This is a genomic window from Pseudomonas sp. MWU16-30316, assembly GCF_020515645.1.
Lineage (GTDB): Bacteria > Pseudomonadota > Gammaproteobacteria > Pseudomonadales > Pseudomonadaceae > Aquipseudomonas > Aquipseudomonas cerasi.
In genome coordinates, this window is sequence record NZ_JAIZAZ010000002.1 from 595,889 (window position 1) to 608,481 (window position 12,593).

8 protein-coding genes and 2 tRNA genes are annotated in these 12,593 nt (G+C 59.7%); 2 read left to right on the forward strand and 8 right to left on the reverse strand.

The genetic code is table 11. From position 1 onward, the window contains the following. Nucleotides 1–39 precede the first annotated feature (39 nt). The 4 genes from LCH65_RS09475 to LCH65_RS09490 all read right to left on the reverse strand — a co-directional run bounded on the left by LCH65_RS09475 (nt 40) and on the right by LCH65_RS09490 (nt 4,132). Nucleotides 40–750: an rRNA pseudouridine synthase gene (locus LCH65_RS09475; protein WP_003364769.1), complete on the reverse strand. Its 711-nt coding sequence runs from the start codon at nt 748–750 to the stop codon at nt 40–42. Nucleotides 751–842: 92 nt separating this feature from the next. Next, nucleotides 843–1,283 (reverse strand): GNAT family N-acetyltransferase, encoded by a 441-nt coding sequence (locus tag LCH65_RS09480; protein ID WP_058416028.1) that lies wholly within the window; start codon nt 1,281–1,283, stop codon nt 843–845. Between the two features lie 102 nt (nt 1,284–1,385). Further along, nucleotides 1,386–2,729: a 30S ribosomal protein S12 methylthiotransferase RimO gene (rimO, locus tag LCH65_RS09485; protein ID WP_003433328.1), complete on the reverse strand. Its 1,344-nt coding sequence runs from the start codon at nt 2,727–2,729 to the stop codon at nt 1,386–1,388. 311 nt (nt 2,730–3,040) lie between these two features. Further along, nucleotides 3,041–4,132, reverse strand: coding sequence for a catalase family protein (locus tag LCH65_RS09490; protein WP_003364761.1), 1,092 nt, complete (start codon nt 4,130–4,132; stop codon nt 3,041–3,043). 333 nt (nt 4,133–4,465) lie between these two features. Between LCH65_RS09490 and LCH65_RS09495 the strand changes: the two genes are divergently transcribed. Then, nucleotides 4,466–6,361, forward strand: a complete 1,896-nt coding sequence (locus LCH65_RS09495) for a potassium transporter Kup (protein ID WP_003433327.1) — start codon at nt 4,466–4,468, stop codon at nt 6,359–6,361. Between the two features lie 87 nt (nt 6,362–6,448). Here the strand turns inward: LCH65_RS09495 and LCH65_RS09500 are convergent, their stop codons facing one another. The 4 genes from LCH65_RS09500 to LCH65_RS09515 form a co-directional block, all read right to left on the reverse strand. Next, complete coding sequence (locus LCH65_RS09500) at nt 6,449–7,783, reverse strand: AcvB/VirJ family lysyl-phosphatidylglycerol hydrolase (RefSeq protein ID WP_226439304.1); 1,335 nt, start codon at nt 7,781–7,783, stop codon at nt 6,449–6,451. Continuing rightward, complete coding sequence (gene mprF, locus LCH65_RS09505; RefSeq protein ID WP_003415578.1) at nt 7,783–10,425, reverse strand: bifunctional lysylphosphatidylglycerol flippase/synthetase MprF; 2,643 nt, start codon at nt 10,423–10,425, stop codon at nt 7,783–7,785. The genes LCH65_RS09500 and mprF overlap by 1 nt, the downstream gene beginning before the upstream one ends. A 349-nt stretch (nt 10,426–10,774) precedes the next feature. Further along, a tRNA-Met gene (locus LCH65_RS09510) sits at nt 10,775–10,851 on the reverse strand. 299 nt (nt 10,852–11,150) lie between these two features. Continuing rightward, nucleotides 11,151–11,227, reverse strand: a tRNA-Met gene (locus LCH65_RS09515). A gap of 261 nt (nt 11,228–11,488) precedes the next feature. Between LCH65_RS09515 and dinB the strand changes: the two genes are divergently transcribed. Then, nucleotides 11,489–12,550, forward strand: a complete 1,062-nt coding sequence (gene dinB / locus LCH65_RS09520) for a DNA polymerase IV (RefSeq protein ID WP_003364753.1) — start codon at nt 11,489–11,491, stop codon at nt 12,548–12,550. Nucleotides 12,551–12,593 lie beyond the last annotated feature (43 nt).

The window sequence follows — 12,593 nt, forward strand, 5'->3', positions numbered from 1 at the left end:
GTGGTCATGCGCGCTGTAATAAGGTGGGTGGCGCGAGGGTCAGAACTTTTCCTTGGCCGTCATGTAGCGCCACTGGCCCTCGGGCAGTTTGCCCATGGACACGCCGCCAATACGGATACGGCGGATGGCGACGATCTTCAGGCCGACGGCCTCGCACAGCAGGGCGATGATGCCGGGCTGCGGATTTTTCATCGCAAAGCGCAGGCGGTTCTCGTTCTGCCAGCTGGCTTTCACGGCCGGCAGCTCCTTGCCTTTGTAAGTCAGGCCGTGGTTCAGCCGGTTGAGGCCATGAGCAACCATCTCGCCCGAGATCTCCACCACGTATTCCTGCTCGATCTTGCTGCGGTCATCGGTGAGCTTGCGCAGGATCTTCCAGTCCTGGCTGAACACCATCAAGCCGCTGGCGTTGGCCTGCAGGCTTGAAATCGCCTCAAGGCGCATGAAGTGGCCCTTGAGCGGACGCTTGCTGTAGCTGTGCTCTACGGAAAGCGTGCCCGGAGTGATCATCTGCAAAGCCTCTTCGGCGCTTGCCGAGGCGGGTTTGTGCAGGATGATCGTCACCGGCTCCGGGGCGTCGGCCTTGGCGTCCGGGCTGAGTTCGATTTTCTGGGTGCTGACCTTGAAGTGCGGTTCTTCGATGACCTCGCCGTCCACCGTGACCCAGCCGCCCTCGATAAACAGCTCGGCCTCCCGGCGGGAGCAACCGACCAGCTCGATTAGGCGTTTGGAAAGGCGAATGGGGTCTGTCATGACAAAAAAGCCGTTTGCTAAAATAAAGTCGCCATTGTAACCGTCTGGCGACGGTTAATCGCGGCAACATTGCATCTGCGTTGCAATCGATGTCATTGACGATCGATCAGGCGCATTCTGAGCATGGGGTAAGGCTGGCCCAGGCCATCGACTTCAGAGCGGCTGACAACCTCGAAACCATACCTGCGGTAAAACCCCAACGCCTGCGTATTCTGCTCGTTGACGTCCAGTTCACGGATATTGAACTGCTCGATTGCATGAGCCAGCAACTGCGTGCCCAGCGTCTGGCCGCGATGGTCCGGCTCGATGAACAGAATATCCAGACTGGTCTTGCGCGTGCCCGCAAAGCCGGTGATGTTGAGCTGTTCATCCCGGGTACAGAACAGGGTCACACTGCCCAGATACTGCGGCAGCAGCCCCTTGAGCCGGGTGATGTAGGCGTCTGGCAGAAAGTCATGGGTCGCGCGCACCGAGCGTTCCCATACCTCGGTCAATTCCGGGTAATCGTGGGTATCCGGTGTATACAGCGGCATCTCGCGTCCTCCTTTCAGCTGGTCCTGGATAGACAACAGCCGGAGACAAAAAAGCCCTGCCGGTTAAAGGGCAGGGCTTTCGTTTGCAACCAGGGCGAGCGCTTAGAGCATCTCGGCCCACAGGTCGTATTCGTCGGCATCGGTCACCCGGCACATGATCTTGTCGCCGGGCTGAACGGTACTGCCGTCTTCCAGGCCGATGAACACGTTGCCGTCGATTTCCGGGGCGTCGAAGAAGCAGCGGCCCACGGCACCACGATCGTCGACTTCGTCGATCAGCACTTCGATTTCCTTGCCAATCTTCATCTGCAGGCGCGCAGCGCTGATTGCCTGCTGATGAGCCATGAAACGATCCCAGCGATCCTGCTTGACGTCGTCCGGCACGATGGCCGCGTCCAGCAGATTGGCGGGCGCGCCTTCAACCGGCGAGTACTGGAAGCAGCCAACCCGGTCCAGCTGCGCTTCGGTCAGCCAGTCCAGCAGGTACTGGAAGTCTTCTTCGGTTTCGCCCGGAAAGCCGACGATGAAGGTCGAACGGATGATCAGGTCAGGACACTGCTCACGCCAGTTCTTGATGCGCGCCAGCGTCTTGTCTTCGAAGGCCGGACGCTTCATCAGCTTGAGGATTTTCGGGCTGGCGTGCTGGAACGGGATGTCCAGGTACGGCAGGATCTTGCCAGCGGCCATCAACGGGATCAGTTCGTCGACGTGCGGGTACGGGTAGACATAGTGCAAGCGCACCCAGACGCCCATCGAGCCCAGCGCCTGGCACAGCTCGGTCATGCGGGTCTTGACCGGCTGACCGTCCCAGAAACCGGTACGGTATTTGACGTCAACGCCATAGGCGCTGGTGTCCTGGGAAATGACCAGCAGTTCCTTCACGCCGGATTTTACCAGGCGCTTGGCCTCGTCCAGCACATCGCCCACCGGGCGGCTGACCAGCTTGCCGCGCATCGACGGGATGATGCAGAAGCTGCAACTGTGGTTGCAGCCTTCGGAAATTTTCAGATACGCGTAGTGACGCGGGGTCAGTTTGACACCTTGTGGCGGCACCAGATCGATCAGCGGATTGTGGTCCTGACGGGGCGGCACTACGTCGTGCACGGCGTTGACCACCTGTTCATATTGCTGCGGGCCGGTCACCGACAGCACGCTGGGGTGTACGTCGCGGATGACATTGGCGTCGACGCCCATGCAGCCGGTAACGATGACCTTGCCGTTTTCCTTGATGGCTTCGCCGATCACTTCCAGCGACTCGGCCTTGGCCGTATCGATGAAGCCACAGGTGTTGACCACCACCACGTCGGCGTCCTCGTAGGTCGCAACGACTTCGTAACCTTCCATGCGCAGCTGGGTCAGGATGCGTTCAGAGTCAACGAGTGCCTTTGGGCAACCCAGTGAAACGAATCCAACCTTGGGGGCGGACGGCGTGGTGACGGTGGACATGGCAAACCTCGGCGTGAAGGGCACCCGGACGCGAAGCGCAGGCGCTGACTGGGCGCTTGCTGCGCCTCTGATCAAAAAGTGCGCGATTCTAGCGGTGAGTGGACAGGATGACCAGCGTTTGCATGAGAATTACGACGTACGCGAGACGCAGACGGGGTCAGCGCCCACCCATTCGATCGCATCATGATCGACAGTAGCTTCGGTACACGCAGTGTATTGAGGGACATGGCCGAGGTTGCAGCGTGCGACTGAGACATTCTGAATGCAGTCCAGGCCCGCATGAACGGGCCTGGACTGACTTTCACATGTTCTCAGCGCCGCGGTTCATGCATCGGGCAGCCGTTGTGCTGACTGCGAAAGCCCGCTGAGTGTTCATAGGCCGGCTTGCGTACGCGCATGACGCCGCCCAATGGACGATGTGCCTCAAGGCCGTGCCAGGGGCTGAATGCCATGGCTTCGTCAATTTCCTGGACGTTTTGCTCGGACCACGACGACTGGCGGGGCACATCGATGCGAGCGACGGTGACGTAGGGGCTGAGGTCTTCCGGCCAGATCGCCGAGGCGTCCTCGATCGGCATTTTTTCCAGGTCCGTGGCCAGCTGAACGCGGACTTCCCAGCTGGCGTCGTGTTCAAGAAAAAACGCTTTGACCGCTTCGCGCAGACCGTCCGGATTGTCTTTGAGGTCCAGTGCCTTGTCGGTCAGCGCAATCAGCTCGGCGGAGACGGGCACGACGCTGAGCTTGGCATAGTAGGGGCCATACAGAAAAGGCACGACGGTGTAGAACGTCTCGCCGAGGATGTGGGTCATCGGGTGCCCGCCGAGACTTCTCAGTGTGCCACTTTCGCCCCCTGCAGACTCGATCACCGACTCTATGCCGCGCAGGACGGCAGACAACGCACGTTTCATGCCCGGAGCCTTGTCGGTCGTTTTGGCCAGCAACTTCAAGGTCTTCAGGAAGGCCTTGGGGTCCTTGGCGGTAAAGGCCTTGGCGTTTTGCATGACGAAATCCTGAGTGGTTGCCTCTGCACTGCCAGGCAAGCGCGCGCCTTCGACGCCAACCAGTTTGATGGCCAGGCCTCTGGGCGTGGATACCTTGTCGTCGAGAATGTCGCCCGGGTTGGTCGAGAAGCGCATGACGACCGGGAAGTTGCCGGGCCTGGCAAAGGCACCCTGGGCCAACGGCTCGGGCAGGTCGCCGTAGACCTGAATCTGACCGTGAAGCAAGCCGTGAGCCTTGGCGTGCACACTGCGAATGGCGTGCCCTGTGTCTTGATACGTGGTCTCGAGGATGGAATGCATGGCTTCGACCAGCTCTTTGCTGGTCTGCGCTTCATCGTCCGGAACGACTTCAAATGAGGGCTGGAAGGGTAACGGCTGGACAGTCAGGTTTTGTGTGGTCATCAGAGCATCTCGGTGGGAGGGGATCAGGGTGCCCTGGCGTCGATGCGGTTCTTGAAGACCCCTGATGCGGCAGGCTTAAGTAATGACCGGTCAATATTTTTGTCGTTCCATGAGAAATGTTGCTTCGAAAAACTGCTTCAAGGGGCCGTGATCAAGGCGTGGTGGCAGGCCGGATCGATATAACCATCTGCGTTTCACCAAGAATTACGACGAGTGCTGCGTTATGCTTCGCGCCATCGCGCCGAGGCATGTCAATGTCTGGCTGAATCTGAATTGTTACGCCTTGTGATGTTCTCAGTGTTGAACCTCATGTCTGGTTTCCGGGAGTAGTGGATGAGTCAAGCAAACAGTCATGCGGAGGCCGGAGGCGCTGCCAAGCCCATCGGACTGCTGATCGCCGCAGTCGGGGTGGTTTACGGTGACATCGGCACCAGTCCGCTGTACACCCTCAAGGAGGTGTTTCAGGGGGGGTACGGCGTGGAAGTGACCCATGATGCGATTCTCGGGGTACTGTCGCTGATCTTCTGGTCGCTGATCTGGGTGGTTTCCTTCAAATACATGGCGTTCGTCCTGCGTGCTGATAACCAGGGCGAGGGCGGCATCATGGCGCTGATGGCCCTGGCGCGGCGTGCGTCTGCCAAGCATCCCCGCCTGCAAATGATGATGGTGGTGTTCGGACTGTTCGGCGCCGCATTGTTCTACGGTGACAGCATGATCACCCCGGCAGTTTCGGTGTTGTCGGCAATGGAAGGGCTTGAACTGGCGTTCGATGGCCTCGATCACTGGATCGTGCCCATGGCGCTGGTGGTGCTGGTGGGCCTGTTTCTGATTCAGCGTCATGGCACCGCGCGCATCGGCGTGCTGTTCGGCCCGGTGATGGTGACCTGGTTTCTGGTGCTCGGTGCGCTGGGTGTCTATGGCATCATGCAGTCGCCGGAAGTGCTGAAAGCGGTCAATCCGGCATGGGGTGTGAATTTCTTCATCATCCATCCGGGCATTGGTGTGGCCATTCTGGGTGCTGTAGTGCTCGCCCTGACGGGGGCCGAGGCGCTGTATGCCGACATGGGTCACTTTGGCCGCAAGCCGATTTCACGTGCCTGGTTTATCCTCGTGCTGCCTGCGTTGCTGCTCAACTATTTCGGTCAGGGTGCGCTGGTGCTGGGCAATCCTGAAACGGTTCGTAACCCGTTCTACCTGCTGGCGCCGGGCTGGGCGCTGCTGCCGCTGATCGGCCTGTCGACGATGGCGACCATCATTGCCTCGCAAGCGGTGATCTCCGGCGCGTTCTCGATGACGCTGCAGGCGATCCAGCTGGGCTACATTCCACGCATGCACATCCAGCACACCTCCAGCGACGCGCAAGGCCAGATCTACATTGGTGCCGTCAACTGGGCGCTGATGGCGGGCGTGATTCTGCTGGTGATCGGCTTCGAATCGTCTGGCGCGCTGGCGTCTGCCTACGGCGTGGCGGTGACCGGGACCATGCTCTGCACTACCATTCTGGTGTCGACCGTCATGCTGATGCTCTGGAAATGGCCGCCATTGCTGGCCGTTCCATTGCTGATCTGCCTGCTGCTGGTGGATGGTCTGTTCTTCGCGGCCAACGTGCCGAAGATCTTCCAGGGCGGGGCCTTCCCGGTGCTGGCGGGTGCGGTGCTGTTTATTCTCATGACCACCTGGAAGCGCGGCAAGCAATTGCTCGCGGAGCGAATCGACGAGGGCGGCCTGCCATTGCCGATCTTCATCGGCAGTATTCGCGTCCAGCCCCCGCATCGGGTGCAGGGCACGGCAGTGTTCCTGACGGCGCGTTCGGATGCCGTGCCCCATGCGCTGTTGCACAATATGCTGCACAACCAGGTGTTGCACGAGCAAGTGGTGCTGTTGACGGTGGTGTATGAAGATTCGCCGCGTGTACCGTCCGCTCAGCGCTTCGAAGTGGAATCCTATGGCGAAGGCTTCTATCGGGTGATCCTGCACTTCGGCTTTATCGATGAGCCCGATGTACCGGCTGCACTGGCCCTGTGTCACTTGCCGGAGCTGGACTTCAGTCCGATGCGCACCACGTACTTCCTCAGCCGCGAGACGGTGATCCCGTCCAAGATGGATGGCATGGCGCGCTGGCGTGAAGCGCTGTTCGCCTTCATGCTCAAGAACGCCAACGGCAACCTGCGCTTCTTCAAGCTGCCGTTCAACCGGGTGATCGAGCTGGGTACGCAAGTGGAGATGTAAACGTTGGCCGGGTTGTCCGGCAGCGCAGATAAAAAAATCCCGGCAACCTCACGGTGCCGGGATTTTTTTGGGTCGCAGACTGCAGCGTTACTGAGCGGTAGTCTTGCCCTGACGCTTGTTGATCGCGTCGATCAGACGTTTGGCCAGTGCCGGGTAGTCTTCATCGAAGTGATGACCGCCTGGTAACTGAACCGCTTCGCCAACGGCGGTGGTGTCGGTGCAACCGCTGTCTTTCTTCTCTTCTACGCCGTAAACGCAGAACACCTTGGCGGCTGGCAGCTTGGCCATTTCCTGTCCGGTGGTGGCTTCCTTGCCTGCGTTACCGAGCCAGCCGTCAACGTGAATCTCGAAGCTGCCAGTGCGCGCGAAGGCCAGCAGAATGATTGCGTCAACCCGGTTCTGATCGTCTGCGGCCAGGCGATTGTAGATGGCTGGCATAACGTCCGCACCGAACGAGTAGCCAGCCAGAATGAAGCGCTTGGTGCCCCATTTCTGACGGTAGTGGTTCATCAGGTCGGTGAGGTCGACGGCGGTCTGTTCCGGCGTCTTGTGTTCCCAGTAGTAGCGCAGCACATCGATGCCGACCACCGGGTAGCCCATCTTGGCCATGTCGCCAGCCACGACCTTGTCCAAGTCGCGCCATCCGCCGTCACCGGACATGAACAGCGTCACCGTGTCAGAAGGCTGGCTGGCCGGGACTTCGACCGTTGGTATGCCCAGTCCGCCGCTGTCATTCTCGCCGAGCAGCAGATGACGAAGTTCGGTATTGAGCACCTGAGGCAGCGGAATGTCGTAGTCGCTGATGCTGGTGTCGGCGTTGGTCTGGTCGCGCACGAACGCTGCGCTCGGATCATCCGGCGCGTCATTCCAGGCGGCCAGCCAGTGCCCGTGCTCAGCCTTTTGTGGCAGTGGCACGTCACAGATCTGTGGTGGCTTTTCGTCCTCTTCCACAACAGGCGGCGGGTTCGAGGCATGTTCAAGCGCAAAACCTACGGAAATGGCCTGCGCCTTGTCATCAGTCTGTGCGGCCAGCCAGCGCCAGGCCAGCGTTGCACCAGGGCCTATGCCACCGACGACCTTTGCCGGGCCGTCGAGCTTCGCCAGAGCGTCCTGGAAGGTCTTCTGCTGCAGGACGCAGTCGTCCTTGGGCAACACCACCTGAATGATGCGTGCTGACGCATCCTTGCTGATCGCCAGCAATTGTTTGTCGGTCAACATGTCTTCAGCGGTAACGGCCAGTGCGATACGGGTCTTGATGCTGGTGGCCGGTGTTACGCTGGTCAGCGGCGCGCCACCGTCAAGGTTCGAGTGTTCCAGTGATGCGGGCGGGGCGGGGCGGGTCCAGACCCAGACTCCCAGCGCTACGATTAAAAGAACAATTACCAGAGCTGCGAGCAAAAGGCGCCAGGAGCGTCGAATCATCAGCGTTTCACCAATCCAGTCAGGCCGCCCGCAATCAGGGCGGCGGTGTCAGCCAGTGCCACGAGCGGATCAAGTCCGGCAGGCACGGCCATATAACGAGGTTCCCAGTCAGGCTGGAACTTGTCCTTGAAGCGACGCAGCCCCTGGAAGTTGTACAGCTGTTCGCCACGGCGGAAGATCATCGAACCCAGACGCTGGGTGATGGGTGCACCGCGTCGTGGCTGCAGACCCGACAAAGGCACCATGCCCAGGCTGAAGCGCGCATAGCCCTGGGCTTTGTAATGCAGAATCAGGCCGACCATCATGAACTCCATGGTCAGCTTGGGCGCATCCGGGTGAGAGCGCATCAGGTCAAGGCTGGCCAGTTCCGGGCTGGTGGTTTCCAGCAGGTTGGAGAACGCGACCGGCTTGCCCTGAAAGTGCACGATGGCAATGCGGAAGTACTTTAGGTACTCGGTGCTGAAGCGGCCCAGGGAGAAGCCTTTTTCACGGACATTCTTGCCCGTCAGCCAGGCGTCGGAAATCACTTTCAGCTCGTCGATCGGCGCCTGGCCCGGTTCGTAGATTTCCAGCGAAAGACCATCGCGGCCACCCCGGTTCCAGGTGTAACGCAGGTCCTTCATCTCCTTGCCCTTGGCGTCGATGTCGAAGCGCCGCAGGTCGACGCGCGCTTCTTCACCCAGCTTGATGGCGGTGAGACCGATGTCCATGTAGAACGGCAGGTTTTCTGCACGTACCTGGTAGAACACCGGACGTGCATGGTGCACGTCGCACAGATCGCGGAATTGCCAGATCAGCTCGGCACGCTGCTGTGTAGGGCCGATCGGATCGTAAAGCGCCACCAGACTGCGGCCGCGATGCGAGTACATCAGGAATGCATTGCCGGCCGGATGAAACAGGATCGCCTTGTCGCCGGTCAGCACCAGGCCGCCATCCGGCTGTTTGGATGCCTTGAGGATCTCGGCTGCCTTGTCCAGATCTGCCGCGTCGGGCAGTTTGATGACCGGTCTGGCAGTACGCAGCAACCAGGTCAGCGAAACCACCACCAGCAGTACTGCGCTGCCCAGCGCCGAACGCAGACCGCGCGGGGCGTCTGCATCGAGGGTGAACTGCCACCACAACTGGTGACTGTAAGGCACGTCCTGATAGGCGAACAGCAGCAGCCAGATCGAGGCACCGACCACACAAATGCTGGCAATCAGGTAGACCGGCGAGAACGGCAGCTCCAGCAGGCGGCTTGGACGGTAGAACGAACGGCGGAAGGTCAGCAGCAGGCAGGCGGTCAGCAGCAGCATGCTGGCTTCTTCCCAGTCGAAGCCTTTGAGTATCGACAGCACTGCACCGACCAGCAGCAAAATAGAAGTCAGCATCCATGCGGCCGACAGTCGCCGACGCAGGCCCTGGGCAAGCAGCAGGCACAGTACGCCGACAAGACTGGCCCCGAAGTGCGATGCATCGATCAGTCGATGCGGGATCATGAAGCCGACGTTTTCCAGACGGGTATCGATTTCAGGGGTGGCACCAGAGAAGAGCAGCACCACCCCCGACAAGAAAACCAGTAGTGCCAGAATCGGTGCCGCCAGCCCTGAGGCGACGCGCATGGCTTGCCGGGTCGGCAGCAGACGTTGGGCTTCGGTAAACAGCAGGGTAAGACAGGCCAGCAGCAGCGGAAGGATCACGTAGATCAGGCGGTACAGCAGCAGCGCAGCGGCGAGCGGGGCGGCACCCAGTTCGTTGGCAAAGGCTGCGAGCAGAATCGCTTCGAACACACCGACGCCGCCAGGCACATGGCTGAGTACGCCAGCAGCGAGGGCCAGCAGATAGATAAGGATGAATGCACCCAGCGGCGGCGCGTGCGGCAGCAGGAGGTACAGGACCATCGCTGCGGCGGCGACATCCAGCGCGGTGATCACCAGCTGGATCAGCGTCAGCTTCAAATCCGGCAGGCGCAAGGTACGACGACCGAGACGAACCAGAATATTGTGCGGGATGTCCTGTTCCGGCAGGCGGCGACGGTAGACAAACACCGCCAGCAGCAAGCTGCCGATCAAAACTGCTGTGGCGACGACAGCCAGCACGTCGACGGGAAGCTTGAGTGCCAGTGACGCGCCTGACAGGTTGCTCAACGTGGCCAGTGCAGCCAGCGGCGGCAGCGCACAACCCAGTGACAGGCTGGCGAACACGGTCATGCGGGCAATTTCGATTGCGCCTACGCCGTGGCGTGAATAAAGCCTGTAGCGCACCGAGCCACCGGACAGCATCGACAGGCCGACCGCATTGCCGATGGCAAATGAGGTGAAGCCGCCGAGAAGCAGCGTCTTGATGGGCAGGTCGACATTGGCATAGCGACTGGCCGACAGTTCATAGCCCATCAGGATGATATAGCCGACGATTGCCGCGAGCAGCGCACCGCCCAAGGCGGGCAGGGGGACTGCGAACAGCGAGTCGTGCAGCGCATACCAGTCCATTTCGACCAGCATGTGGCGGCAGGCTATAAGGGCCAGGCTGAACAACAGCAGCATCACTGCCAGCCCGATGGGCTGTCGGTATTTGCTCAGCAGCTCCCGCCAGTTATGGCGCGGTGGGCTGATGGGTTGCTCTGCATCAATGGTTTCATTGGAATCGGACATGTTGTCGCGCATCAATCACTCCTTGGATCGTGCGCGACAGGATGGAGGTATGCAGCCAAGTTACCAATCCCTACGCAGAAAATATTTCAGGATGTTAGCGCGTCAACGTCTAACGAGCGAATAGCGAATCGAGCCGGGTGATGCTGTTCAGCTGCGGTTCAGTCGTGATTCAGCTTAGTAACACCTATCGGCAGCGCACGCAAAAACTGTCGTAAATGCACGCATTACGTTACAGATGTGATGATAGGGTTTCAAAGGGCTTTGGAAATAGTCTTTTTTGTCAGACAGTTAGCCGTTGCCCGCACTGCTTTTTTGCCGGAAACAAAAAAGGCCACTCTTTCGAGTAGCCTTTGTTGATGTTTGGTTGCGGGAGCCGGATTTGAACCGACGACCTTCGGGTTATGAGCCCGACGAGCTACCAGACTGCTCCATCCCGCGTCTGTGTGGCGGCATTCTACAGCCGAACGCCGACGTGTCAACCCTTAATCCGGAAAGCCTGCAAATGAGTAGCAGATTGTGCAGATTTTGCACGATTGGGTTCGGATGCGCAGTTTTCAGGGCTGCGCGCTTGCGTGGGGCATTATCAGGAAAGCGTAAGGCCTTTGGTCAGGATTTGACGCAGGTCGCCGGGAGCGATCTATATCTGCGCGAGGCATGGTCCATGTCCAGGCCTTGGAAGGGTGCTTTTCAGGCGCGCACAAAAAAGGCCACTCTTTCGAGTAGCCTTTCTTGATGTTTGGTTGCGGGAGCCGGATTTGAACCGACGACCTTCGGGTTATGAGCCCGACGAGCTACCAGACTGCTCCATCCCGCGTCTGTGTGGCGGCATTCTACAGAGAGATGGCGAGGTGTCAATGGTTAGTTTTAAAAAAGTGCTTTTTCTTCAAATGCTTAGCGGATCCAAATGATCGGTCTGCACGGCATCGGCGCTTGCATGACGGGGCTTTGCGGCTTTTTCGGTCATGCGTGATGGGCTTTTGACTACTTTTCATGGCGGCCTTTCGCATCATTGGATGTTACTTGGCGGTACGAATGAGATACTGCGCGGCCATTGATTGCAAAATCCCATCAGGTCATGACGCAGCGCAAAATCATCCACATCGACTGTGACTGCTTTTATGCAGCCATTGAAATGCGTGACGAGCCCGACCTCGCTGGCAAGCCGCTGGCGGTAGGCGGCTCTGCGGAGCGGCGCGGGGTGATTGCGACCTGTAATTACGAGGCGCGCGCCTATGGGGTGCGTTCGGCCATGTCGTCCCGGCATGCGCTCAAACTCTGCCCGGACCTGACCATCGTCAAGCCGCGCATGGATGCTTATAAAGAAGCATCGCGGGAAATCCACACGATCTTTCGCGATTACACCGACCTTATAGAGCCGTTGTCTCTGGATGAGGCCTTTCTGGATGTGTCCGAGGCCGGGCATTTTTCCGGCAGTGCCACACGCATCGCGCAGGACATCCGTCGCAGGGTCTCGAATCAGTTGCACATCACCGTGTCGGCGGGCGTTGCGCCCAACAAGTTTCTCGCCAAGATCGCCAGCGACTGGAAAAAGCCCAACGGGTTGTTCGTCATCACACCGGATCAGGTCGAGGATTTCGTTGCTTCCTTGCCGGTCACCAAGCTTCACGGCGTCGGAAAAGTCACCGCAGACAAGCTCGGCCGGCTGGGTATCGTCGACTGCGCCGACCTGCGAAGCCGCAGCAAGCTCGCGCTGGTCCGGGAATTCGGCAGCTTTGGCGAGCGCCTCTGGAGTCTGGCGCACGGGATCGATGACCGCCCCGTGCAGAATGACAGCCGACGTCAGTCAGTCAGCGTTGAAAATACCTACGACACGGATCTGCCCGATCTGGCGGCCTGCCTGGAAAAGCTGCCGGACCTGCTGGAAACGTTGAGTGGCCGCATGGCCAGAATGGAAGGGCAGTACCGGCCCGGCAAGCCGTTCGTCAAAGTGAAGTTTCACGACTTTACGCAGACGACTCTGGAGCAGTCCGGAGCCGGCAGGGATCTGGGCAGCTATGAACAGTTGCTGGCTCAGGCGTTCGCCCGTGGTGGCAAGCCGGTCCGCTTGCTGGGCATAGGCGTACGTTTGCACGATCTGCGTGCAGCCCATGAGCAACTGGAATTGTTCTCTCGATAATGACTGGCCGCGGTTATACGCCGCGGCCTTTCATGTTACGGGC

Coding starts and splice junctions, on each gene's coding strand:
- dinB (WP_003364753.1), top strand. CDS start 11,489: ATGACGCAGCGCAAAATCATCCACATCGACTGTGACTGCTTTTATGCA.
- mprF (WP_003415578.1), bottom strand. CDS start 10,425: ATGCGCGACAACATGTCCGATTCCAATGAAACCATTGATGCAGAGCAA.
- LCH65_RS09475 (WP_003364769.1), bottom strand. CDS start 750: ATGACAGACCCCATTCGCCTTTCCAAACGCCTAATCGAGCTGGTCGGT.
- LCH65_RS09480 (WP_058416028.1), bottom strand. CDS start 1,283: ATGCCGCTGTATACACCGGATACCCACGATTACCCGGAATTGACCGAG.
- rimO (WP_003433328.1), bottom strand. CDS start 2,729: ATGTCCACCGTCACCACGCCGTCCGCCCCCAAGGTTGGATTCGTTTCA.
- LCH65_RS09495 (WP_003433327.1), top strand. CDS start 4,466: ATGAGTCAAGCAAACAGTCATGCGGAGGCCGGAGGCGCTGCCAAGCCC.
- LCH65_RS09500 (WP_226439304.1), bottom strand. CDS start 7,783: ATGATTCGACGCTCCTGGCGCCTTTTGCTCGCAGCTCTGGTAATTGTT.
- LCH65_RS09490 (WP_003364761.1), bottom strand. CDS start 4,132: ATGACCACACAAAACCTGACTGTCCAGCCGTTACCCTTCCAGCCCTCA.